Origin of the sequence: Halothece sp. PCC 7418 (genome assembly GCF_000317635.1) — a bacterium.
Lineage (GTDB): Bacteria > Cyanobacteriota > Cyanobacteriia > Cyanobacteriales > Rubidibacteraceae > Halothece.
Genome location: NC_019779.1, coordinates 4,045,120 through 4,069,015, shown reverse-complemented (window position 1 = coordinate 4,069,015; position 23,896 = coordinate 4,045,120). Strand labels below are relative to the sequence as shown.

Below are 23,896 nucleotides of genomic sequence, written 5' to 3'. Positions count from 1 at the left end.
TGAAAATCTGTAACGTAATGTCACCTTTGTTGGGTTAGAGTGGTAATGGAACAGCTAATTGAAGTTTTGATCGAAAATTATGGGTTTGAACTCGATGGGGAGACACCACAAGCAATAGCCGTTCGCTGGTTAGAGGACTATGAGGCTTCTTGGATTCGCTTAGCACTGATTGAAGCTCTTTATTTAGGACGCTATAAAGCGATTTCTGTGGAGCAGATCCTTAACCTTTGGTGTCGCCGAGGTCAACCCAAATTTCATTTCACTCACGAATTTGAACAGTTAATTTGTCGTCGCTTACCGAAATCTTTACGAGACTTTTCTCTGACAGTTGAAGATCGAAGAAAGATTTCCTCCCCTGCGTCTAAATCACCTGAACCTGAACCCGAATTAGAACCAGAAGCAGTGACTGAGGAGGAGGAAGAAACTGAACCTCTGAGTATTAATCGTTTTACCCCCTTGTTAGACCGCTCTCAAGTCTATTCCAAGCTGAAAGCGGTTGCTAATTCAGAAGTGAATTAACTGGTCATGCGTCGAATTTCAGAATAAAACATGACCCATCCTTGATGTCCACTTGCATTTTCTTGCCAAACGGTTCGCAAGCGCAAGTTCGGGTGTGCGAACCACACTCGCTCTTTGATCATGCTGTTAGTCTCAGCAGTCGTGGAAAGGATTAGAGCTTCATCTTCTCCAATGACAAAATTTCCCACAGTTGCTGATTGTTCACTGTTCATTCGTTTTTGGATTAATTGACCGTTTTGCTTGGTTTCATCATGAGTAATAAACAGAATCAAGTTTGATCCTTTTTCGCCCTCAGCCTCCCAACTAATTTTTGCACCCGCTACATCTAATAAGCGTTCTTCTAATGAGAGGTGAGGTTGTAATTGATTTGATCCTTGTTCATACAGTTGCGCGATCGCGCTATCATTGGGGTCTAATAACTCAACCGTTAACTGGGCTTGGCTATTATCAACTTTTTTATCAGCAAGATTATATTGCGTGCGCTGAGTAAACCATTTTCCTGCGCTTTGTTCAAAAAAGGTTTTAATATCAATCATCGTTTCTAAATTTAATTATTGACCAAGTTTTTCTAAAGAAATTGTCGCAGCTTTGCTCACTTGCGGGTGGCTATCTTTTTTTAAGTAATTGAGGGCGGAGATACTTTTATCCGTCGCAAAGTTACCCAGGGCTTCCGCGAGACGTTGACGCACTAGCCAATCTTCAGACTGGGCGAAACGCAACATTTCCTCTATGGAATCACTACTTTTAATTTCTCCTAAAGCAGCGATCGCGGCTTGTTGTAAAACCACTTCTTTGCTGTTGAGAGCTTCGAGCAACACTTCTTTGGCTTCAGGATTTTGTAGATTCCCTAAAGACACCGCAGCACTAAATCGCACTAACCAATGAGTATCCTCATAAAATAAGCGCACTAAAGGCTCAAACGCCCGTTGGTCTTGCAAATATCCCATCGCCCCAGCTGCATCCGCCCGAATCCCATAATCCTCATCTTCTAGACACTCTAAAAGAAGCGGAAAGGATTCATCTGTTGCTTTTATTCCCAAAGCAAACACCGCCATCGAACGAATCTGCAAACTCTCATCATATAAAACTTTTTTAATCAGGGGAACCGCTTTTTCGGGGTCAACATCTCTTAAGCGTGCTAAAGCCACCATCCGATCGCGCTGACTCGAACTTTCCAACTGCTGCGATAATTCATCTAAATTAACATCACTCATTTTGATTGATTTTTATAAAAAATTTCCAAACTTTCCTGATTACCAACATATCGCCAATGCCAGGGTTCGTAACTGATCCCTTGGGCGTTATTTTCAGGAAAAGACAGTTCAAAACTATAACGGGCTGCATTCTCTTCTAACCAAGCAAAGGCTTCTGTTTCCCCAAAACTTGTCTCGACATGAGTCGCTGGGGCTTTTCCATCGCCAATATCAATGGCGTAGCCCGTATGATGTTCACTGTAGCCTGGAGGCGCACTGACTTCCGCCCGTTCCGTTGTGCGCTGTCTCCGTTGGGCTTTCACCCCAAAAAAGAGCTTTTCTTGCTGCGCGATCGAGCGAAACCCTGATAGGGGAACTAATGAGATTCCCTCTCGACGCGCCTCATTTTGCATTTTGATAAAGGCTTGGGCTGCGGGTGTTCTTAACTGAATCCGACCATCAGCCGTGACTGGGGTTAAACTCTCTTTTGGCGCAGACTCATAAGGGAGATGACCTAATAAGTCAGGAGGTGTTGCTGCTGTAGAGGATGATTCGGTTTGCGCCTCAGCCGTTTCCTTCTTTTCTGTCTTCGGAGTTACCGTTTCCACCTCTTGGGGAGAAGAGGCGACACTGAGTTTTGAATTTTCATTCCACAGATAGAGACCAACGATTGAGCCTAGTACAGCTAAGCCCACGCCACTTCCCAGCCACAGCCAGAAACGAGTGCGTTTCGCTTCCATAACAGGGGTAACATCTCTTAAGGCTTCTGGAATTTCATCAGGAGCGGGTTGATTTTTCCCAACAGACAAGGTTTCTTCTCCGCGCGATCGGCTCTTTTCAGTGTAGCAAGCTCTGTCTCTGTTGCAGGGAGGACAGAAAATCTGAGAAAAGGAACGTCTATTTACTAAGTTTTATTGCGATTTGTTTAGTTCTACTTTATATTTGTAAAAGAAGAGTAAAAGAAGAATTTATCTGACAACAATATGCGCTGACCCAATCGGCAAGCCAAAAAGGTATCACTCGATACTTTTGTCTTTTAGGGGGAGGAAACCACCGCCTCAACTTTGCTTTACTCTTCATTTTGCTTCATTCCATTGCCTAGCTACTTCAGAAGATTTAAAATAATGCCTCAACAAACACTTGATTTATCCGCTAAACTCTTTCGCTCCAACCTCAGCGCCAACTACTGGTCTCAGTCGGTTTGGGCAATTTTGCGCGTGGTTGTGGGTGTCATGATGATCCACAACGGGCTTGATAAGCTATCGGACATCGAAAGTTTTGCAACTGCTTATGTGGAAGTGATCGGACTGCCTTTTCCCATCTTCTTCAGTTATGTTGCTGCGTACACTGAATTAATTGGTGCGCCCTTAGTCGCATTAGGCTTATTCACTCGCCCTGCTGCATTAGGCTTAGTGGGAACCATGGCTGTCGCTATGTATCACCATATCTTAGTCGCAGGGTTCAGCATTCCTTATTTAGAACTCTCGGCGATTTATGCCAGTTGCTTCCTTTTCTTCCTCGTCAATGGCGGGGGTTTATTCTCCGTTGACACCTTCATCAGCAGTTGGCTCAGTTCTCAAACCATCTCCGAAGAACAGCAGCCTGAACAGATCCGCCAAGATGCTCAACAGGCTACTGACAATCTCGAAGAAAAAGTTGCTTCTAAATAGGGTTTGAAACTACTTAGAAAACAGAGATTTGAGAGTGATCTGGCCAGATTACTCTCTTTTTTTAGCCAAACAGATCTCTCGACCTGAGTCAATAGTTTGTTAAAAACTTTCTGGCATCCGCAGGGCGAAGATCTTGAGATCCGACAGTAACTGAACGGAATAAACTGCCTTCGACGAAAATTTTAATCCGTTTTGCTAAACGTAACTTAATAATGGGAAGTTCCAACAACGGAATTAAATCACAGACTGAACTTGCCACTTTTAAATTCGGACATTGTATCCGAAAAGTTCCCCAACGCCGATTCACTTTACAATTTCCTAAGATTTTTAATTGTTGGGATTCGGCTTTATTTTCTCGATAATAGTTCCAAATTAATCGCGTTAGTTGCGGATATCGCTTCATAGTTCCCTTCAATCTTTAACCTAAAAAATATTCACTTCACGCTGCTTTGTCTTCATTTAAGCGAAATGATTTCCTCATTTGTGAGGTTTGTAAGAAGATTTAATGAGAGTTTGCAAATAGTAACGTTTGGGGAAGGCTCTAAATTGACTGATATCAGGAGAATCATCAGGATTATTCCGAAAGTGTTCATGTAACGATTGTGTAAAGGGGAAGACAAAAAGACACTTTTCTGATAGGAAAGGGTCAGAGAGAGCCAGCCCGATCTGACCAATGAGCAACAGGAATCGGCTATAATGGCTCTCCAGATTAAGAGATTTTAAGGAAATTCAACCATGAGTATGCACCCCAATTTAGCAACAGCATTTCAAAATCAAGATGTGCTGAAAGTAATTAGTGGGTTAAATAATTTCGATCGCGCTAAGGTTTCTCAGGTCATTCAAGCAGCCAGCGCTGGTGGCGCAACCTTTGTTGATATTGCTGCTGATGCTGAGTTAGTGAAAATGGCAAAGGAAATCAGTTCCCTTCCCGTTTGTGTGTCTGCGGTTGATCCCGAAGCGTTTGTTCCTTGCGTGGAAGCTGGGGCGGATCTCATCGAAATCGGAAACTTTGATGCTTTTTATGCCCAAGGGCGACGCTTTGAAGCAGAAGAAGTTTTAGCGTTAACCCAACAAACCCGTCAATTACTCCCTAACATTACCCTTTCTGTCACTGTTCCTCATATTCTCGCTTTCGATGAACAGGTGGAACTGGCGATGCGGTTAGTGGAAGCTGGTGCTGATATTATTCAAACCGAAGGCGGAACCAGCAGCACCCCCACTCATGGCGGAACTTTGGGATTGATTGAAAAAGCAACGCCGACTCTGGCTGCTGCGTCTAGTATTTCGCAAGCGGTTTCGGTTCCTGTGTTATGTGCCTCTGGTTTATCTAATGTTACCGTTCCCATGGCGATCGCGGCGGGTGCATCTGGGGTTGGTGTCGGTTCCGCTATTAATCAACTCAATGATGAAGTTGCTATGGTTGCTACCGTGCGTAGTTTAGTGGAAGCCTTAGCCACTGTTCAACGTCGTTCTATCGTCCATTCCTAGGCGTTTTGGGGTGGACAACCGTTCGCCCCTTTGCTTTTAAGATTTCGGCTATCCGAAAAAGCAGAAAAAAAGCGTACTTGTTAGATTTTTAAAGTGAAGACATTGATTAGCTTGCTGCCGTTACAGATTAAATAAGGAGGGCGATACGATGTCTTCCGCAGGCTTAGAAGTATTTGATACCACGGTTCATAAAACCAATCAGTGGGTGAACCAACTCGCGGAACAACTGGGTTGGGAAGATAAGCATCGCGTTTTCCAGGTGCTGAGAGTAACCTTACATACATTGCGCGATCGCGTTCCAGTGGAGGAAGCCACACAACTCGGCGCACAACTTCCCATCCTCCTCGCTGGCTTTTATTACGAAGATTGGAAACCTGCCCAAACGCCCCATAAAGAGCGGTCAAAAGAAGAATTTCTCGCACCGATTCGGAACTATTGTCAAGAGGTTGGCTTAGACACTGATCCAGAACCGATCGCGCGTCAAGTGTTCCGATTATTATCAGACCGCATTGCCACTGGAGAAATTGAAGAGATTGCTGCCATGCTACCAGCATCAATCCGTGATTTGTGGCCCCAAGCAGCACAAGTCTAATAACAGAGGTATCCCCTCACTCTCTTTCCCTGTCTCCTACTCCGCGCTGCTAATAGCTAACGCCACGTTGAGACAGCAAGTGGAGTAACAGCATTTCACATTCAGGAGAAACGATTAACATGGAACTCCCTTTAGAAATTACTTATCGCAATCTGACCAAAAATGAAACCATTGATAGTTTAGTACGAGAACAAGTCGAAAAATTAGAAAAAGTGTGTGATCACATTAATAGCTGTCGGGTTGCTGTTGAAAAAGAACATGAAAACCCCGAAACAGGTTCTCCCTATCGCGTCCGCATCGATTTAACCGTGAAACGGGGTCATGAAATCGCAGTGGATAAAAATTCTGGCAAAAACCGCCAGTACGAAGCCCTACAACCGCTCATTAAAGATGCGTTTAAGGCAGCCCGTCGTCAACTGCTGGAATTAACTGAACGCCAGCGCAACGAAGTTAAACAACATTAATTATTAGTCATTAGTCATTTGTTAGTGGGTCGTGAGTAGTGGGTAGTTTTTCTTCTTCTTCTTTTTTACTATCCACTGATTCCTGATCACTGATTACGCCCTCAACCTTATTTTTCTAGCAGACACTTACTACAAGGAGGTATCAACGGATATGTTGTATCAACAGGATTTAGAAAACCTCCAAAACCGTCAACCGAACCCAGACCATCCAGTGTTGAGTTTATATCTTGACATTGATCAATCTCAGCAGCACAACTTAAATCAGGGCTTTGTTACCGTAGCTAAAAATCAGCTGCGATCGCTGCAAGCAGAAATTGAACGCACCCCAGAACGTCGCGAAATGATCGATCAGTTTGAGGAGAGTCGCCAACAACTCTTAGAGTTTATCTCCCAATACACGCCACAAGGAAAGAGTCTGGTTATTTTTATTAGTCCCGCCCAAGATTTCTTCTGGTATCGAGAACTTTATATTCCCTTCCGTAACAATACCTTTTGGGGAGATACGCCCTATATTTACCCCTTATTAGAAGCCTATGATGAGTATGAACGATATGGGGTGGTTCTAGCTGATAAAGCCCATGCGCGATTGTTTACCATTTACATGGGCGAAATTGAAGAACATCAGACGACCTTCACGGAAGAAGATGTGCGTCATGTGAAAACTACAGGGCGCGATCGGTTGACTTCGCAAATGCGCTTTCAACGCCAAGATGACACCCATCGCTATTGGCACTTAAAAGAAACCGCCCATTTAACCGCTCAATTGATGGAACAATACAGTCTTGACCATATTATCCTTGGTGGAACGAAACCCATCACAGATGAACTTTATCACCTGTTTCCAAAACGAGTTCGTTCACGGGTAGCGCGATCGATTTCCCTCGCCACTGATGCTTCTCGCAGTGAAGTCTTAGACAAAACTTTAGCCATTGAACAAGAAGTCGAACGAGAACACGAGCAATATTTGGTGGATACTCTACTCTCTAGTTCAGCAGAAGCTAATGGTGCTGTAACGGGTCTTGAAGATACAATTAGCGCCCTTAATCAAGGACAAGTTTGGGAACTTCTCTACGCCGATGGTTTCTCAGAATCAGGCTATGAATGCCCCCATTGTTCCACCTTGTTTACAGAAGAACAATCCACCTGTTCTTATTGTGGCAGTGCTCTGCGACCCACTAACTTACTGGAAAAAGCCACAGAACACACCCTAAACCTTTCTGGAAAAGTCGAATTGGTCAAAGGAGAGGCGAGAGAACAATTACAACAAGCGCAAGGCATTGGGGCTTTCCTGCGGGCATAATCTTAAGGCTTAGAAAAAATTACTGAACCAGCGATCAGTGAGAGCAGAGTTCTTGCTATCATAGGTACTCACCGATGATTACAAACGGGAGAGAAGTCTAACTTCTCCATCTATTTTAATTTCTAAGTTAGCGACTGATGCTCAAACATACGTTATCTGTTCTGGTGCAAGATGAAGCAGGGGTTTTGACCCGCATCGCTGGTTTATTTGCAAGACGAGGCTACAACATTGAAAGTCTTGCCGTGGGACCGGCGGAAAAAGAAGGGATTTCTCGGATTACAATGGTGGTTCCTGGGGATGATCGCACCATTGAACAGTTAACCAAACAACTCTATAAGTTAATTAACGTGCTCAAGGTGCAAGATGTCACCCAAGTTCCCAGCGTAGAACGCGAACTCATGCTGATTAAAGTCAGTGCTACTGCCTCATCCCGAGCAGAGGTGATTGAACTTGCCCAAGTCTTCCGCGCCCGAGTGGTGGATATTGCAGAAGATTCCTTAACCCTAGAAGTGGTTGGCGATCCCGGAAAAATGGTCGCGATTATTCAACTGTTAAGTAAGTTTGGGATTCGAGAAATTGCTCGCACGGGCAAAATCACCTTGATGCGAGAGTCTGGCGTGAATACCGAGTATCTGAAGTTAGTGGAAACTGTGCCCAGTAACCAGTAACCAGACCTTAAAACGTAGGTTGGGTAGAGTTTCGCGAAACCCAACATTAATCAGTGACCAGTTACCAGTTGTGCTTGATCTAATCAGTTACTTAGTAGTTCACAATCTGTTACGAATGAACTATTCACTGGTCACTGGCTGATTTAACTTTACTCCCTGAATGGAATAATCGAGGAGTTGCATGGGATGTAAAAGCAGCATCTCTTTTCCTTTTTGATGCAGATGTTTTTGAATCTGTAAAGAACAACCAGGGTTAGAAGAAACAATCATTTTCGCACCAGTATTTAAGAGATTATTTGCCTTTTTATCTCCCAATTCTTCGGCAACTTGTGGCTGTAACATATTATAAACCCCTGCACTGCCACAACACAAAGCAGCGTCAATGGGTTCATGTAATTTTACTCCTGGAATTGCTTTTAATAATTGTCGCGGTTGCAAACTAATTTGTTGTCCATGCAAGAGATGACAAGCATCTTGATAAACGATATCTAACGGCTCATCTTGAACAGGAGAAAGTTCAGCGGTTAATCCCACCTCTGCGAGAAATTCTTGGATATCTTTGACTTTTTTCGCAAAGGCTTCTGCTTTCTCTTTATAGTCAGGATCATCCTCTAAAATATGTCCATATTCTTTGAGAGTATGTCCACAACCAGCTGCGTTAATAATAATAAAATCAACATCAGTTTCAGCAAAACTATCTATCATTTGTTTCGCTAAACGTTGCGCTTGTTTTTCTTGTCCTTGGTGCGCGGGTAAAGCAGCACAACAGCCTTGGCTTTTCGGGATGACAACCTCGCAACCATTAGCGGTTAAAACTCTCACTGTAGCTTCATTCACAGGGGAGAAAAAGAGACGTTGCACACAGCCTAAAATCACGCCCACCCGATAGCGTTTTTTACCTTGCGCGGGAATGACATCAGGAAAATTATCTTGAAAAGATTGGGCTGTAATTTCGGGTAAAATGGACTCCATCGCAGCTAAACGAGGAGAGATTTTTTTCACTAATCCTGTTTTTCGCACTAAGGTTTGCAAGCCTAATTTTTGATAGGCTAAGAGGGGAACAAGCAAGGGGCGCAACCGTTGGGGATAAGGAAATAAAGTAAAAATCAACTGACGATACAGTTGATCTAGAATATTACGAGGATAATTGCGTTCGACTTGCGGGCGAGTCGCTGCAATGAGTTTGTCATACTGGACATCGGAAGGACAAGTGGTCACACAGGCTAAACATCCCAAACAGGAATCAAAATGTTGAACCGTGGCTTCATCTAACTCTGCTTCTCCTTTATTAATGGCATCCATCAAGTAAATGCGCCCCCGAGGCGAGTCCATTTCTTTACCAATCACTCGATAACTGGGACAAGTGGATAAACAAAAGCCACAATGCACACAGTCATCAACCAATTCTGGCTGAGGCGGTTTTTTCTCGTCAAATCCGTTTTCTGGCTTGACAAAATTCTCTAAATTTGCTTTTTTTTCAATCATTTCTTATTAAAATTAATCTTAAATTCCGCCAACAAAACGGTTCGGATTAAACTGGTTATTGGGGTCAAATTGTTCTTTAATTTTTTTCATTATTGTTAACGCATTTCCTGTATATCCCCACGGCTCAATTTGAGTTTTGATTGCATTGGGGGCAGAAAGCAGCGTGAGAAAACCTTGATTTTTTTCACAATAATCACGAATTGATTTCAGGGTTGCTACAGATAAATCTGCAGATAAAACCAGTTCACCCAAACCGCTTTTATTATGAATGATAGCGTAACTGTCAGGGGGAAGTTCTGAGAAAAAGTCGCGGATTGCAGTGGGTAATAAGCCGATTTTACAAGTGATTTCGCTGTTATTGGGAGCAACAGAAGTGAAGGCTTTCAATTGATCCCATAATGATTTTTCATTCTCCTCTTGATAATGAGTGATTGTGAGAGAGTTGAACTGAGCAAAATTACTTATGTCTTCAATTTGTTTTTCAATGCTTTCAATAATCGTTTCCCATTGAATGATTAACCCTAGACCCTTTCCGAGGTTCAGTTTTTCGGTAATCGCAGGAGAGAGTAAATCCGCACGAGTGGGGGTTAACTTAGAATGGCGAAGGGTTTGGGCAATATTTGTAATTGCATCCGCATCCCCTGTTAAAAGCACGGTTGCAGAAGCAGGAGGGAGGGGATAGGTCCGAAATGTTAGCTGGCTGATGATGCCTAATGTGCCATAAGATCCCGTGAAGAGTTTCATCAGGTCGTATCCTGCAACATTTTTCACCACTCGTCCCCCTGCTTTGGCGATTTCACCATCCGCACGAACAAAGGAAATGCCAATCAGAAGGTCTCTCACCCCACCATAGCGTTCGCGCCAACTTCCTGCGTCGGCTGTGGCGACAATTCCCCCGAGGGTGGCGGTTTCAGGGTAAGCGGGATCTAGGGGTAAAAATTGATTATTCTGTTTCAGCTGTGCTTGCAGTTGCGCGAGAGTCACCCCAGCTTGTAAGGTAACGGTTAAGTCACCGACGGCATGATCAATAATCTGATTGAGGTGACGGGTGCTGAGGTAGAAATCAAACTGACTGGGAAGTCCCCCCCATGTTAGTTTACTGCCATTGCCACAAGGGACAATTGACAATTGATTTTGTTGCGCGATCGCGCAGACTTCTCCTAAACTTTCTTCCGTCTCGGGAATCACTAACGGCTTTTCGGGTAACTCTGGCGCAGGTTGCCATTGCGGTTCATAACTCACTTGCTGTGAAGCGATCAGGGTTTCTAAATTAGTCATTGGTCATTAGTCATTGGTCACTGGTCATTAGTCATTAGTCATTAGTCATTAGTCATTAGTCATTGGTCATTAGTCATTAGTCATTGATCACCCAACGCCAAAGGAAATGAGACTTCCCGCGCCTGCGAATGCGTCGGACTTGCTTTTCCAATTCTTGGCGATACCGAGGAGAAAAGCCGAAGAGAATATTGCTACTTTGCCATAAAAGAACCGCTGTGGTGATACCAAGACACCAACTCAGCGCGATCGCGCAATAGGGATTAAAAATGAAAGCATAGCGTACCGCAGCCAGTGTGAAATGAGACTGCATCAAAGCAATTTCTTCCTGTAGCTGCCAAAAAATAATCGGCAAGGTAATCACCCAAGATCCCAATACCAAAAGCCAGCGACTCCAGACCATTAAGTGGTGTAGTCGCTGCACTTGCATTTCTAATTCTGAATCATTACTGGTCAAAACTTGAAAATGAATCACACTTGTTCATTAGACGGTTCTGGTTCAGCACTTGCTTGACGTTCTTCCCACCAAGCTAAGAGGGTACTCGCCAGAAAAATACTCGAATAAGCCCCTAAAATAAAGCCAATAATTAAAGCCAGAGCAAATTCTTTTAAAGTATCCCCTCCAAATAATAAAATCGCAAGTAATGGCAAGACCGTTGTTAAAGTGGTGTTAATCGAACGGGTCAAAGTTTGATTCACTGCATCATCCACGACCTGATTCATATTGGCTTCAGGTTCCATCTGACGAGTTTCTCGAATCCGATCATAAATAACCACCGTGTCATTAACAGAAAAACCAATAATAGTTAAGAGGGCAACCAAAAACAAACTATCCACTTCTACCCCAGCCACTAAGCCCAAGATGGAAAACACCCCAGACGTAATTAAAGCATCGTGAAAGAGGGCAAAAATGGCAAAGATGGCGTAATCAAACTGGAAGCGAATACTGAGATAAACAATAATCCCAAAAAACGAAACCAGTAACGCTAAAATGCCCGATGTAAATAACTCCTGACCAATGGTGGGACCGACCGTATCAATTTTAGTGGTTTTCGGATCAAATTCGCCCACGGCTTCTTCTAAAGCATTTCGTAAATCAGTCCGTTCCTCCACATCCAGGTTACGGGTGCGAATCGATAAGCCTTGTCGGTTTTCTCCCACCACTTGAATCGTTGCTTCAGGAAACCCTTGTTCCGCCAGAATATTCCGAACTTGGTTAATGTCAAGGGGGTCATCACAATTATTGGCAATCGAACAGTCTTGTTCCAACTGTAAGCGCGTTCCCCCAACAAAATCAATACTAGGACGCAACGGCGCGTCAAATTGGGTATAGGAAATAATCATCGCCAGTAGGGAGATGACGAAAGCAAAGGCGGAGACTGTCCACCAAAAATACCGTTGTTTAATTACCTTGAGTTTCATTTTGCGGACACCACCAAGTTAGGACAGAATAATTCTGGTTTTTTACGAACATTAGGGAAGCCTAACACCGCAGTCAGTAAGAAAGTACGAGTACAGCTAAGGGCAGTAAATAAACTGACTAAAACCCCAATCGCAAGGGTAACAGCAAAGCCTTTTACCAATCCCGAACCCAGCCAAAACAGAGCAGCACAAGCAATCAGGGTGGTAACATTACTATCGAGAATACTGGAAAAGGCACGATAGAAGCCAGATTCCACAGACCGATATAAGGTTTTCCCAGCGCGAAGTTCCTCACGGGTGCGCTCAAAAATCAGGACGTTGGCATCTACCGCCATCCCAATACTGAGGATAAAGCCAGCAATCCCAGGTAAAGTTAGCGTCACCCCAATTAAGACATAAGCCGAAAAGGTGAGTAAGGCATAGATAGAAAGGGCGAGGTTGGCGATTAAACCTGGTAAACGGTAGTAAACGCCCATAAAGACCAAAACTAGGATTAAACCCGAAACAGCAGCATAAATACTGCGTTCAATGCTTTCTTGACCCAGGGTTGCGCCAACGGTGCGATTTTCCACAATTTCCACAGGTAACGGTAATGCACCACCGCGTAATTGAATCGCTAAGTCTTGGGCTTCTTGGATACTAAAGCCCCCAGTTATGACGGCACTTCCGCCCGTAATGCCATTATCTGCATATTCGGGACCGACTGTGGGTGCGCTAACGAGAACATCATCTAAGAAAATCCCTAAACCCCGACCTGTTCCCGCAATATTGGCGGTTAATTCTGCAAATTGGGTCGCCCCTTCTTGGTCAAAGCGAATGGCAACTTGCCAGTTATCTCCTGTTTGGAGGGGTTGCGCCCGTGCATCTTGTAGGCTTTTTCCAGTGAGGTTAGCTGGGGCAAAAGACTGCGCGATCTCCTCATTGACTGCGTTGAGTTCTGCGGTGGTTTCTTCAATTTCCTCCGCATTCTCCTCGGGATTTTGGCGGAGTTCCTCTAGCTGGGTTCGCAGTTGTTGACGCTGCAAGAATGCCGATTGAAAGGCTTGTTCTGTGCCTTGTTTTTGGGCGCGAAATTCTAAACGGGCGGTTCCTCCCAGAACCCGTTCTGCTTGTGCGGGATCACTCACACCAGGCAGTTGCACCGAAATTTGATCCCCGCCGACAGTTTGCACAATCGGTTCGGAGACTCCTAAGCCGTTGACCCGATTTTGAATCACCCGCTTGACTGCGTTGAGGCGCTCAGGGGTAATTTGTTGAATTTCCTCCGTGGGTTTCACCTGAATGGTAAGCTGTGCGCCTCCTCTTAAATCTAAGCCCAGAGGAACAGACAATTGCACTAGCACCACCAAAGCAGCAATGATGAGGAAAAAAATGAGCGCGATCGTTGTTCGCTGTTGTTGCATCAGTTATGCCCTTACACTTTCAAAGCCACCATGTCTTCCACAGCAGCAATAATGTCTTGCGGTTGCACAATGGTATAGCGTTCTAACGTTCCATTGTAAGGGGTAGGAATATCTTGAGAAGACAAGCGCACTACGGGGGCATCCAGTTCATCAAACAACTCATCATTAATGCGAGCCGTTAATTCTGCACCAATCCCGCCAGTTCTCATACATTCTTCTACAATAATCACCCGATGGGTTTTCCGCACTGATTCTGCTACAGCTTCCATATCGAGGGGTTTGAGAGAAATCAAGTCAATAATTTCGGGATCAAATCCTTTTTCTTCTAAAGGTTTCACCGCTTGTAAGGCATGGTGGCGCATCCGCGAATAAGTCAGAATCGTAACATCTTTTCCTTGACGAACCATCTCTGCTTTATCTAGCGGTAGCCAATATTCACCTTCGGGTAAATCTTCTTTCAAGTTATAGAGCAAGACGTGCTCAAAAAAGAGGACGGGATTATCATCCCGAATGGCACTTTTCAGCAGTCCTTTCGCGTTATATGCTGTTGAACAAGCGACAATTTTTAAGCCTGGCACCGCTTGAAAATAGGCTTCTAACCGTTGGGAGTGTTCCGCCCCCAGTTGACGACCCACACCACCTGGTCCACGAATCACTAAGGGAATTTTAAAGTTTCCGCCTGATGTGTAGCGTAACATTCCCGCATTATTGGCAATTTGGTTAAAGGCGAGGAGTAAAAATCCCATATTCATGCCTTCTACAATGGGACGTAACCCCGTCATTGCTGCACCCACTGCCATTCCTGTAAAGCTATTTTCAGCAATCGGCGTGTCTAATAAACGCAGTTCTCCATACTTTTTGTAAAGGTCTTTGGTGACCTTATACGATCCGCCATAATGACCGACATCTTCTCCGAGAACAAAGACTGTATCATCTCGCGCCATTTCTTCATTGGTCGCTTCCCGTAACGCATTGAAAAAAATTGTTTGTGCCATCTCGACTCTGCTGCCTGCTAATAGGTTATTTACGCTCTCAATAGTTGACTTTTTTGATCAAAGAGAGAGAGGTGCACCTCTCTCTCTGTTTCCCGCATAATGGGATACTTCCCTGCACGGAGTAAAGTTTTCCTCGTCAATGTTTAAGGGCGGTACTTTGTTCTAAGCACTGGGCTATCCGTAATCACCTAAACCTGTTTAACCTAGAACTTATAGAGCTTGGGGCTGGAAAATACCCTAAGGTATGAACTTTAACACTTCCCCTAAACGTAGCCCTCGAAGGGCTTAGACTGGACTAACCGAACAGGATAAACACGAATGTCAATCATTGTCCAGTGATTGGGTTAGTCTTAACACCATTTCTTAATGTGATGTAAAGGATATCCTATCATCAAAGAATGCTTCTCGACCTTTTTACCCAGCAGGGGTTGAGAGGAGAGGGGGTGAGGATGTCACCGAAAGCACGTGAGGCTACGACAAGCCGCGCGAAGCGGGTCGTAGAGCGGGGCTTTCAAGGGGGCGAAGTCAAAGATTACGCCTTCTGTCACGGAAGGCGCCTGCGCGTGACCGTTGGTGAATTCGCCCCACAGCCCCTTGGGATAGTGCGAAAGCGCGAGGGGTTCGATGCCCCGAAGCTAAACAAAACCTAGATATGTTATAATCACAATGGTGAACTTTTGAAGACGATGGAACAGACGTTAACCCTAGTAGTAAAGCTGAATGTAGAACCTGAGCAAGCGGATCAACTTGAAGAGACTGCTCAGGCTTTTGCTAATGCTTGCTCTTGGATTAATGAAAACGTCAACCATCGCTTAACGAATAGGAACTCCATCCAAGCTGTTTGCTACAGCGACGTTAAAAAAAGGTTTGGATTAAAGGCAAATCATATTGTCCGTGCTTGCGCCAGAGTAGGGGCTAACCGATCAACCGCCAAGGCAAAAGGTAGAAAAGTGAAAGGGTTTAAGCCTACTAGCTTTGATTGTGATGGTCGAACGTTCTCCTTTCGAGAAAAAGATTGGACTGTTAGCGTAACTACCCTTGGAAAGCGGTTAAGACTCCCTTTAAGAGCTAGCAACTACCATCGCGGAAAGTTAACGGGACAGAAACCGACTTCGGCTCAAATCTGCAAGCATAAAGACGATCAGTGGTATGTCCACATTCAGCTTAAAAATATTCCCCCTACCCCTCAAAAGACATCTAATGTGATTGGGGTCGATTTTGGGAGAAGGGAAATTGCTAAAACCTCAACCAATCAAGGCTGGGACGGGAAGAACATTCAACAAAAACGAGATAGGTTTAGTCGAGTAAGAGCATCTCTTCAGAAGAAAGCATCCCAAGGCAAGTCCGCGTCGCCTGGGGTTTCCCCAGGCGTTTATGCCGGAGGCACAAGGTCGTCTCGACGCAGATGTCGAGAAGTCTTGAAACGGTTATCGGGACGCGAGAAGAGATATCAAAAATGGTTAAACCACAATATCTCAAAGCAAATCATTGAGGAGGCAAAGCAGACCAACTCAACGGTGGCAATTGAAGATTTAACGGGCATTCGGGAGCGAACTAACCAGAAACCCAGAAACAAGACGGAAAGAAGACGGTCTAACAATTGGGCTTTCTATCAGTTAAGAACGTTCTTGGAATACAAGGGAATTAAAGAAGGAATTAAGGTAGTAGCAGTTCCTCCTGCCTATACCAGCCAAACTTGCCACTGTTGTAACCACATAGGAATTAGAACCAACAAAAATTTCAAGTGTTCTAATCAGTTTTGTGGTTGGATTGGCGATGCCGACTTAAATGGTGCTTTAATGATTAAGAAATGGGGCTGCTCTATAAACCAGCCTGGAGGCTCGGAAGTTCTATCCTGTAGAATTTCCAGGGCTACTGAAAACCCTAACCGAGCGCGAAGCGGGTTAGGGTAGTTTATGACTGATAGAACGATGATTTTTTTTGATAGCAACGGTTAATCGGCTTAATGGGAAAACATAACAGATCTGTTAGTTTGGGTGTCGTTTGGTCAGAGGAAGAAGCGCGATCGCGCCGTAGCTAATGTTTCTCAAGAGAAAACCTGACCCAAAATATCCTTGCAATTCTTAATGGTTTGGTTACAGCAATCGCGAAAAAACCCCTCTTTTTTGTAAGGCATTTGTTACAGAGTTTAAAGTTTCTTATTGTTTATGTCTGATGCATTGAAACCCTTGCGGTAAACTAAATCTGAACAGTGTCCTCATTTGATAAAAATCCGTTAAGGAGTAAGTCTTAACTATGTCTCATAGCGTAAAAATTTACGATACCTGCATTGGCTGCACCCAGTGTGTTCGTGCTTGTCCACTTGATGTTTTAGAGATGGTCCCTTGGGATGGTTGTAAAGCGGGTCAAATTGCATCTTCTCCTCGGACTGAAGATTGCATTGGCTGCAAACGTTGTGAAACCGCTTGTCCCACTGACTTCCTAAGTGTCCGTGTCTATCTCGGTGCAGAAACCACCCGCAGTATGGGCTTAGCTTACTAGTGATCATGATGGCTCAGTGCAACAAGGGTCGCTGAGGTGCAGTACAACCTCTTGCGAGGAGATCTGCAACCCGCAACTCATATATTTAACCCAAGCGTAGGAGGGGATGTTGGATCAGCCAAATCGAAAAGGTTGAGCGATATCAACTCCTACCACTTTTTTTCTCAAACTTGTTCTCGTCGCCACACCGCTAACCCGCCACCGCGTCCTCGCGCTGCGATATAGGTATCTTCTCGGGAAAAATAACGGAAAAAGGCTTGTTTTTTAATGGGTTCTTGATAAAATTGGTCTCTACTGCTTTGACCGCCTCGAATATTGCCAGAGTAGAGAACTGTTCCCCCGATTTGGAGCTTGATCGCGGTAAAATCAAAGGCGAGGAGCTTCTGTTTGGGAAAAAATTTGGTGGGTCCAGATAAGGTAAAAGTCAGACCCGCAATGCTTACAGAGTTTTCCACACAACCTGCTTCAGCATCAGTTAAGCTCAGGTCAGGGTTTTGATGATAGGATAAGTGGATTTTAATCCAAGTGGGTAAATAACGCCCTGCTCCTAACATAATCCCAGCCCGTTGGCGGGTCTTTTTCGTCCCTGTGATCAAACATAACCGCCACTTCCCGATTAACTGTTCATAGGAAGCAGTGGTGGTTGCTTTTTTTCCCGCCTTTTCTAAGTTGACTAACGCACTAACTACGGTTTCGGGTTGGGGTCGAGAAGACTTTGTTTCTTGAATAGCAGCCTCAATAACTGCTTGATCTGAAGAGACGTTGGAGTGGTTTGTGCTGACTGATGGTTTATGATTCATCGCGATCCTGATAAACAACAAATCTTGTAACGAAAGATACTACTTTAGGTCATAGAAAAAGGACAGAGCAGTGTGCTGAACTAACACTTAGTCCTTAAATTTAAAGAAAACAGAGAATTTCATGTCCATTTCTTTCCCAACTGTAAACCGTGACCGCCTTGATGTGTCTCGACGGCTGAAGATTGATGATTTAAGTGATCCGACGGTAACCGCCTCAGCTAATGATGGTTCTGATTTAATTGCAGGGTTAACCCAAAAACAAAAGAGCATCCCCTGTCATTATCTCTATGACGATCGCGGTTCGGAAATCTTTGAACAAATTTGTGAATTACCTGAATATTATCCCACTCGCACGGAAGCACAGATTTTAAGAGAAAACGGAAGCGCGATCGCGCAGACAACTGGAAACTGTGAACTGATTGAACTCGGAAGCGGAAGTTCTACGAAAACGCGCCTTTTATTCGATGCGTACCAATCAGTGGGAGAACATCTGTATTACATTCCTATTGATGTCAGTGCAGGTATCTTAGAAGCCAGTGCGAAACAACTTTTAGCCGATTACCCCAGTTTAGACATTCATGGGTTAATTGGCACCTACCAACAAGCCTTACAACATCTTCCTCCTTCTCCCACATTAAAGCGGATGGTGTTCTTTTTAGGGAGTTCTCTAGGCAATTTTGCACCGAAACAATGTCGAGAAATTTTCCAAGATGTTAAAAAAGCCCTGCAACTGGGAGATTATTTTTTATTAGGACTGGATTTACAAAAATCAAAAGATATCCTCGAACCTGCTTACAACGACAGCCAAGGGGTTACGGCTGAATTTAATTATAATTTACTGGATCACTTAAATCGTCGTTTCCAAGGAGACTTTAATCGTCAGCATTTCCGACATTGGACGTTTTATAATTCTGAATTGGGACAAATTGAAACGTATCTCCGTTCAACCAAACCGCAAACCGTAGAATTAAAAGCGCTGAATTTAACGGTAGAGTTTAGGGAAGGAGAAACCATTCATACAGAAATTTCTCGTAAGTTTAATTTGCAGGAAATGGAACAAGAACTAGCACAAGCGGGCTTACCCATGATCGAGACTTGGACTGATTCTCAAGATTGGTTTGCACTTGTTTTGTGTCAAGCAACCTGATTGACTGACAAAAGATTTCTGTGTAGGTTGGGTTGAATCGTGTGAAAGCCAATACTAATCAAGTTTCGTTGGGTTACGAGTCACGCTAACCCAACCTACAACTCTAAAACTCTTCAGTGTCTTCAAGATCTTTGCACCATTCCTGTAAATCTTGATTCTGTTGTCGTCGGGAGTGGCGACGGTACTTTTTGCGCTCTAGGCGGGGTTCGTAATGGCGTTCTCCCGAGCCTTTCATTTTTAGTTTTAAGCTGTCTTCTTCATCGCTGGTCTGTTCCCGTTCTTCCCATTGCGCGATCGCGCTCTCTAAAAATTCTAAATAATGTTCGTAACGTTCCCAATCTCCTCGCACCACACAGTTCGGTTCATCACGATGTAAGCAGTCGCTAAACTGACAACTGTCCTCTGCTAGCCGTGCTCTCGCTTCAGGGAAATAGTAAGCTAATTCTAAAGGAGCACAAGTGAGATCGGGTTGGTTAAACCCTGGGGTATCTGCAAGTAACCCCCCTTCTGGAAGCTGAAATAACTCCACATGGCGGGTGGTATGGCGACCCCGTTGTAGTTTTCCCGACACCGCCCCCACTCGCAACTGGGCTTGTGGAATCAAAAGATTAATTAAACTGGATTTTCCGACCCCTGAAGGACCCGCCAGAATCGTAATCTTGTTGCGGAGTTGTTGCTGGAGTGCGTCCAGTCCGTCTTCAGTTTCCACACTAATGAAAAACGGAGCATAGCCCCAGTCTTGCAAACGAGTTTCCCAGTGCTGTCTTTGCTCAGCAGACACTAAATCTTGTTTATTTAAGCATAAACACAAATCAATTCCTGTCGATTCTGCTTTCACTAAAAAACGACTCAACTGCAACGGATCAAGGGGAGGTTGCGCTAAAGCAAACACTAACACCACCTGATTCGCATTCGCCACGGGGGGTCGATCCAGTTCCGTTTCTCGGGGAAAAACTTCGGTAATCACACCCCGTTGATCACTCCAGTCTGGTTCTGCAACCACAGCGCGATCGCCAACCATCACTTTTTGTCCAATTTTTTTCAAGCGCGATCGGCGTGTACACAACAAGCGGGTTTCATCCGTATCTAACTGCACCTGATAAAAATTCGCTTGTACTGCAAGCACAGTCCCAGTGAGTTGATCGTGATCTGTCATCCTTATCGCTTCACCATTTATGAGTTGGTTTTCTCTTCTTCAGGTTTGACTCCTCCCAACTGTTCTCGCACATCATCAATGGCGAGGTTCAGTTGACTGATTTTATCCTCTAAGCTGCGACGTGCGGATTCCATACTTTCATCGTTTTCAAGGCGCGAGGTTTGATCGCTACTGAGATCCGACTCCGATTGTTGTTGACGGGAAGCCGCGATCGCGCCGATCGCACCGCCAATCACTCCTCCCACGAGGGTTCCGATTAAAAAGCCACTCCCAAATCCATCTCGTTCACTCATAATCTTTCCTTTCCTTAATTCGTTCCAAATGCGCGATCGCCAGCATCTCCCAGTCCAGGGACAATATAACCGCGATCGTTGAGGTCTTCATCCACACAAGCCGTATAAATTCTTAATTGCGGATAATTTTCACCAATTTGTTTGAGAGCCGGCGGTGCGCCCACAACAGAAACAATGCGCAATAATTCTGGATTTACCCCTCGATGGGTTAACTCCTCTAACGCCAGCATAATCGATCCGCCTGTTGCTAACATCGGCTCTAGGATCAAAACGCGGGTTTCTGGGTCTATTTTCTCTGGTAACTTATTCAAATAGCAACTGGCTTCTAAGGTTTCTTCATTGCGCACTAACCCTAAATGATACACCGAAGACAGAGGCAGTAAAGTTTGCGCCCCTTCCATTAAAGCTAGTCCAGCCCGTAAAATCGGGACAACCGCAATGGGAACTTGGGGATTAATCATGGTTCCTGGACATGGGGCGAGAGGGGTTTCGACTTGGGTTTCCGCCGTTACGAGCCAGTGACGACAGGCTTCATAGGTTAACCAACGCCCTAATTCTGTCATCGCTGTTTTGAAGAGGGCATTGGGCGTATTTTGATCTCGCGCGATCGCTAACCAGTGTTTAATTAAAGGATGATCGGGAACATAAATGCGCAGTTGAGAACTCATTTTTAGTTATGAACAATGGACAATTAACAATCAACAATTGGTCACTCAACACCGACTTTCCCCTTGCGACTGGCGAGATTCGCGTGTTTGATTCCTGAGGATAAGTAACCAATAGCCAACCATCCATTCTTGATGATTCCCAGTCAATTGTCAATCTGGTCTCTTTCTCCTTAATTGCAAATTATTTTAAATAGTGTTGACAATTTATTTCAATAAGGGTATAGTTAAGACCAGTGTTCTCCTCTCGTTAAGAAGCTAAGGTGGGGTTTTGTTCAACCCCATCTCTTTTCTCTGAAATCGCTGCTGAAGGATTAAACTAGAAAAGACATCGAACACTAGAGAACAAAAGATTAGGTAATGACTACTGTTTCTGGTAATCCTGCCCCAACTGCTACAGAGGTAAGAGTGTACGACGCGATCGTCATTGGATCTGGAATTGGTGGCTTAGTAACCGCAACCCAACTTGCAGCAAAAGGGGCAAATGTCCTCGTTTTAGAACGATATATTATTCCTGGAGGAAGTGCTGGATATTTTGAACGTCAAGGCTATCGGTTTGATGTTGGTGCTTCGATGATTTTCGGGTTAGGAACGCAAGGAACAACTAATCTTTTAACCCGCGCCTTAGAAGCTGTGGATACCTCTCTGGAAACGATTCCAGATCCCGTACAAATTGATTACCATCTTCCCAATGATTTAGAAATTCGAGTTCATCGCGACTACGAACAATTTATTCAAGAACTGATTGCGAAATTTCCCCACGAAGCAGAAGGAATTCGTCAATTTTATGATGAATGTTGGCGGGTTTTTAATTGTCTCAACGCGATGGAATTATTATCCCTAGAAGAACCGCGTTATTTAACCCGAGTTTTTTTCCAGCATCCTTTTGCTTGCTTAGGATTAGTGAAATATTTACCACAAAATGTTGGGGATATCGCCAGACGCTACATTAGCGATCCCACTTTGCTGAAGTTTATTGATATAGAATGTTATTGTTGGTCGGTTGTTCCTGCCGCAAAAACTCCTATGATTAATGCAGGAATGGTCTTTTCTGATCGGCATTATGGGGGGATTAATTATCCGAAAGGAGGCGTGGGACAAATTGCGCAAAAATTAGTTGAAGGATTCGAGAAAAAGGGCGGAACGATTCAATATAAAGCCCGCGTCAAAGAGATTATTTTAGAGAACAATAAAGCGGTAGGAGTGCGCTTAGCAGATGGGACAGAATATCGTGGACAACGAATTATTTCTAATGCAACTCGTTGGGATACCTTTGAGAAACTATTACCGCAGCAAACCTTGCCTAAAAAAGAACAAAAATGGCAGCAGCGTTATCAAAAATCACCGAGCTTTTTAAGCCTCCATTTAGGAGTAAAAGCAGGAGTAGTTCCCGAAGGAACAGACTGTCATCATATCTTATTAGAAAACTGGGAGCAAATGGAAGAGCCAGAAAGGACAATTTTTCTGTCTATTCCCACTTTATTAGATCCGAGTTTAGCTCCTCCCAATTGCCATATTTTTCATACCTTTACTCCCGCTTGGATTGAAGATTGGCAAGGTTTATCCCCGCAAGATTATCACGAGAAAAAAGAACAAGCTGCAGCGAGAATTATTAAACGTCTCGAAAAAATTTTCCCTGGTTTAGAAGCAGCGCTCGACTATCAAGAAGTAGGAAGCCCTCGCACCCATCGGCGGTTTTTAGGACGCGAGGATGGCACTTATGGCCCCATTCCGCAGAAAAAACTAATGGGTTTATTAGGAATGCCTTTTAATCAAACGGTGATCCCTGGCTTATATTGTGTGGGGGATAGCACCTTTCCAGGACAAGGCTTAAACGCCGTTGCTTTTTCGGGGTTTGCTTGTGCCCATCGCGTTGGGGTGGATTTGGGAATGTAACCCAATAACATGAATTAAGCATCAGTTAATTTTAATTTCATGGGGTATTTTCTTTTCATCAAGCTGAGTTAACCTAAAACTAGTTGGTATCAATTGAAACTGAGAAAGTATAGCCCAGAAACTCAATTTCTATCTCAATTATTACGTTCAGTTTGTGATCTAAAAAACGGATAGTTTCGGGGGCGAAATCAGTCATTTGATCAATCAACTTACTTAAACATCTGAACGAGTTTGTTGGAGGTTAGCAATGACGGTAAATCAGTCTGAAGCCGAAGCAAAATCCTATCGAGAACAGTTGACTCAAATTAAACAGTATATTGGTCAATTTTCCAACGCACAACCTGAGGTTGCAAAAGCCTTTTCCAGCTTGCATAAAGAGGCTTCAACTCCGAATCAGTTAGATGAAAAAAACAAAGAACTGATCGCTTTAGCGATTGCAGTTGCTATCCGATGTGATGACTGTATTGCTTTCCATACCCATGATGCACTGAATGCGGGAGCATCTAAAGATGAGATTATGGAAGCAGTCAGTGTTGCGGTTTTGATGGGAGGAGGACCGGCGATGATGTATATGACTCATGTCATGAGAGCAATCGAGGATTTTGAGCCAAACAACTAGCGAGACTTGTCATTCATCTCCCCAAAAAAAATAATCACTCCTGATTTCATTTCTGTCTCTACTGATCTCAGATTTCGAGTTAATATCCGTGTAGGGTGGGCAATGCCCACCCTACGACCTTTGGGGAATTTCCTCAAGGCTTTGTGGGACACCACCGTACTTTCACCAAGTACGCTATGACTGCGTTGCTTTTTCAGTTAATGTTAAGTGATGTCCAATCTTGAAGTGTCAGAACTAAAGATAACCTTAGTTTTTTCTGAGAGGGCGTGATCTTCTCCTAGGATCAGGTTATTGCTTACCGTGCTGAAACTGGAATGAGTTATGCCTTAGGATAGAAATTTCTG

26 protein-coding genes are annotated in these 23,896 nt (G+C 44.1%); 12 read left to right on the top strand and 14 right to left on the bottom strand.

Annotated features, from left to right (window positions below; translation table 11 throughout):
* Positions 1 to 45 precede the first annotated feature (45 nt).
* Entirely contained in the window at positions 46 to 519 is a 474-nt protein-coding gene (locus tag PCC7418_RS18690) for a hypothetical protein (RefSeq protein ID WP_015227747.1), read from the top strand.
* Here the strand turns inward: PCC7418_RS18690 and PCC7418_RS18685 are convergent.
* From PCC7418_RS18685 to PCC7418_RS18675, 3 genes are read right to left on the bottom strand one after another with little or no spacing between them, the layout of a single operon-like run.
* Positions 516 to 1,055 (bottom strand): phycobiliprotein lyase, encoded by a 540-nt coding sequence (locus PCC7418_RS18685; protein WP_015227746.1) that lies wholly within the window; start codon positions 1,053 to 1,055, stop codon positions 516 to 518. The two genes, PCC7418_RS18690 and PCC7418_RS18685, sit on opposite strands and share 4 nt — an antisense overlap.
* A gap of 15 nt (positions 1,056 to 1,070) precedes the next feature.
* Positions 1,071 to 1,733, bottom strand: coding sequence for a HEAT repeat domain-containing protein (locus tag PCC7418_RS18680; RefSeq protein ID WP_015227745.1), 663 nt, complete (start codon positions 1,731 to 1,733; stop codon positions 1,071 to 1,073).
* Positions 1,730 to 2,452, bottom strand: a complete 723-nt coding sequence (locus tag PCC7418_RS18675) for a D-alanyl-D-alanine carboxypeptidase family protein (RefSeq protein ID WP_051030598.1) — start codon at positions 2,450 to 2,452, stop codon at positions 1,730 to 1,732. The genes PCC7418_RS18680 and PCC7418_RS18675 overlap by 4 nt, the downstream gene beginning before the upstream one ends.
* Positions 2,453 to 2,836: 384 nt before the next feature.
* Here PCC7418_RS18675 and PCC7418_RS18670 point away from each other — a divergent pair, with 384 nt between their 5' ends.
* Complete coding sequence (locus tag PCC7418_RS18670; RefSeq protein ID WP_015227743.1) at positions 2,837 to 3,382, top strand: DoxX family protein; 546 nt, start codon at positions 2,837 to 2,839, stop codon at positions 3,380 to 3,382.
* Between the two features lie 88 nt (positions 3,383 to 3,470).
* On the opposite strand, the gene PCC7418_RS18665 is transcribed toward PCC7418_RS18670, so the two are convergent.
* Complete coding sequence (locus tag PCC7418_RS18665) at positions 3,471 to 3,785, bottom strand: hypothetical protein (protein WP_015227742.1); 315 nt, start codon at positions 3,783 to 3,785, stop codon at positions 3,471 to 3,473.
* A gap of 332 nt (positions 3,786 to 4,117) precedes the next feature.
* Between PCC7418_RS18665 and PCC7418_RS18660 the strand changes: the two genes are divergently transcribed.
* The 5 genes from PCC7418_RS18660 to ilvN all read left to right on the top strand — a co-directional run bounded on the left by PCC7418_RS18660 (position 4,118) and on the right by ilvN (position 7,894).
* Positions 4,118 to 4,870, top strand: a complete 753-nt coding sequence (locus tag PCC7418_RS18660) for a DUF561 domain-containing protein (protein WP_015227741.1) — start codon at positions 4,118 to 4,120, stop codon at positions 4,868 to 4,870.
* A gap of 148 nt (positions 4,871 to 5,018) precedes the next feature.
* Entirely contained in the window at positions 5,019 to 5,462 is a 444-nt protein-coding gene (locus tag PCC7418_RS18655) for a DUF2267 domain-containing protein (protein ID WP_015227740.1), read from the top strand.
* A 119-nt stretch (positions 5,463 to 5,581) separates the two neighbouring features.
* Positions 5,582 to 5,926: an HPF/RaiA family ribosome-associated protein gene (locus tag PCC7418_RS18650; RefSeq protein ID WP_015227739.1), complete on the top strand. Its 345-nt coding sequence runs from the start codon at positions 5,582 to 5,584 to the stop codon at positions 5,924 to 5,926.
* Between the two features lie 151 nt (positions 5,927 to 6,077).
* Positions 6,078 to 7,226 (top strand): hypothetical protein, encoded by a 1,149-nt coding sequence (locus tag PCC7418_RS18645; RefSeq protein WP_015227738.1) that lies wholly within the window; start codon positions 6,078 to 6,080, stop codon positions 7,224 to 7,226.
* Between the two features lie 137 nt (positions 7,227 to 7,363).
* Positions 7,364 to 7,894: an acetolactate synthase small subunit gene (gene ilvN, locus PCC7418_RS18640; protein WP_015227737.1), complete on the top strand. Its 531-nt coding sequence runs from the start codon at positions 7,364 to 7,366 to the stop codon at positions 7,892 to 7,894.
* 120 nt (positions 7,895 to 8,014) lie between these two features.
* Here the strand turns inward: ilvN and PCC7418_RS18635 are convergent, their stop codons facing one another.
* The 6 genes from PCC7418_RS18635 to PCC7418_RS18610 all read right to left on the bottom strand — a co-directional run bounded on the left by PCC7418_RS18635 (position 8,015) and on the right by PCC7418_RS18610 (position 14,474).
* On the bottom strand, positions 8,015 to 9,379 hold the full coding sequence (locus PCC7418_RS18635; RefSeq protein ID WP_015227736.1) for a (Fe-S)-binding protein: 1,365 nt from the start codon (positions 9,377 to 9,379) through the stop codon (positions 8,015 to 8,017).
* 18 nt (positions 9,380 to 9,397) lie between these two features.
* Complete coding sequence (locus PCC7418_RS18630; protein WP_015227735.1) at positions 9,398 to 10,657, bottom strand: FAD-binding oxidoreductase; 1,260 nt, start codon at positions 10,655 to 10,657, stop codon at positions 9,398 to 9,400.
* A 76-nt stretch (positions 10,658 to 10,733) separates the two neighbouring features.
* On the bottom strand, positions 10,734 to 11,129 hold the full coding sequence (locus PCC7418_RS18625) for a hypothetical protein (protein ID WP_015227734.1): 396 nt from the start codon (positions 11,127 to 11,129) through the stop codon (positions 10,734 to 10,736).
* Positions 11,126 to 12,076 carry a protein translocase subunit SecF gene (gene secF, locus PCC7418_RS18620; protein ID WP_015227733.1) on the bottom strand — a complete coding sequence of 317 codons (951 nt, stop codon included), beginning with the start codon at positions 12,074 to 12,076 and terminating at the stop codon, positions 11,126 to 11,128. The genes PCC7418_RS18625 and secF overlap by 4 nt, the downstream gene beginning before the upstream one ends.
* Positions 12,073 to 13,479, bottom strand: coding sequence for a protein translocase subunit SecD (secD, locus tag PCC7418_RS18615; RefSeq protein WP_015227732.1), 1,407 nt, complete (start codon positions 13,477 to 13,479; stop codon positions 12,073 to 12,075). Before secD ends, secF begins: the two co-directional genes overlap by 4 nt.
* A gap of 11 nt (positions 13,480 to 13,490) precedes the next feature.
* Positions 13,491 to 14,474, bottom strand: coding sequence for an alpha-ketoacid dehydrogenase subunit beta (locus PCC7418_RS18610; RefSeq protein WP_015227731.1), 984 nt, complete (start codon positions 14,472 to 14,474; stop codon positions 13,491 to 13,493).
* A gap of 686 nt (positions 14,475 to 15,160) precedes the next feature.
* Between PCC7418_RS18610 and PCC7418_RS18600 the strand changes: the two genes are divergently transcribed.
* Both PCC7418_RS18600 and psaC read left to right on the top strand, forming a co-directional pair.
* On the top strand, positions 15,161 to 16,387 hold the full coding sequence (locus PCC7418_RS18600; protein WP_015227730.1) for an RNA-guided endonuclease TnpB family protein: 1,227 nt from the start codon (positions 15,161 to 15,163) through the stop codon (positions 16,385 to 16,387).
* 343 nt (positions 16,388 to 16,730) lie between these two features.
* Entirely contained in the window at positions 16,731 to 16,976 is a 246-nt protein-coding gene (gene psaC, locus PCC7418_RS18595; RefSeq protein ID WP_006616272.1) for a photosystem I iron-sulfur center protein PsaC, read from the top strand.
* A 164-nt stretch (positions 16,977 to 17,140) separates the two neighbouring features.
* Here the strand turns inward: psaC and PCC7418_RS18590 are convergent, their stop codons facing one another.
* Positions 17,141 to 17,776, bottom strand: coding sequence for a hypothetical protein (locus tag PCC7418_RS18590; RefSeq protein WP_015227729.1), 636 nt, complete (start codon positions 17,774 to 17,776; stop codon positions 17,141 to 17,143).
* 121 nt (positions 17,777 to 17,897) lie between these two features.
* On the opposite strand from PCC7418_RS18590, the gene egtD reads away from it, so the two are divergent.
* On the top strand, positions 17,898 to 18,923 hold the full coding sequence (gene egtD, locus PCC7418_RS18585; RefSeq protein ID WP_015227728.1) for an L-histidine N(alpha)-methyltransferase: 1,026 nt from the start codon (positions 17,898 to 17,900) through the stop codon (positions 18,921 to 18,923).
* A gap of 103 nt (positions 18,924 to 19,026) precedes the next feature.
* Here egtD and rsgA read toward each other — a convergent pair whose 3' ends face one another.
* From rsgA to upp, 3 genes are read right to left on the bottom strand one after another with little or no spacing between them, the layout of a single operon-like run.
* Positions 19,027 to 20,079, bottom strand: coding sequence for a small ribosomal subunit biogenesis GTPase RsgA (rsgA, locus tag PCC7418_RS18580; protein WP_015227727.1), 1,053 nt, complete (start codon positions 20,077 to 20,079; stop codon positions 19,027 to 19,029).
* Positions 20,080 to 20,096: 17 nt separating this feature from the next.
* Positions 20,097 to 20,372: a hypothetical protein gene (locus PCC7418_RS18575; protein ID WP_015227726.1), complete on the bottom strand. Its 276-nt coding sequence runs from the start codon at positions 20,370 to 20,372 to the stop codon at positions 20,097 to 20,099.
* A 14-nt stretch (positions 20,373 to 20,386) separates the two neighbouring features.
* On the bottom strand, positions 20,387 to 21,040 hold the full coding sequence (gene upp / locus PCC7418_RS18570) for a uracil phosphoribosyltransferase (RefSeq protein WP_015227725.1): 654 nt from the start codon (positions 21,038 to 21,040) through the stop codon (positions 20,387 to 20,389).
* Between the two features lie 357 nt (positions 21,041 to 21,397).
* Here upp and crtH point away from each other — a divergent pair, with 357 nt between their 5' ends.
* Positions 21,398 to 22,933, top strand: a complete 1,536-nt coding sequence (gene crtH, locus PCC7418_RS18565; RefSeq protein WP_015227724.1) for a carotenoid isomerase — start codon at positions 21,398 to 21,400, stop codon at positions 22,931 to 22,933.
* A gap of 247 nt (positions 22,934 to 23,180) precedes the next feature.
* Complete coding sequence (locus PCC7418_RS18560; RefSeq protein ID WP_015227723.1) at positions 23,181 to 23,552, top strand: carboxymuconolactone decarboxylase family protein; 372 nt, start codon at positions 23,181 to 23,183, stop codon at positions 23,550 to 23,552.
* Positions 23,553 to 23,896 lie beyond the last annotated feature (344 nt).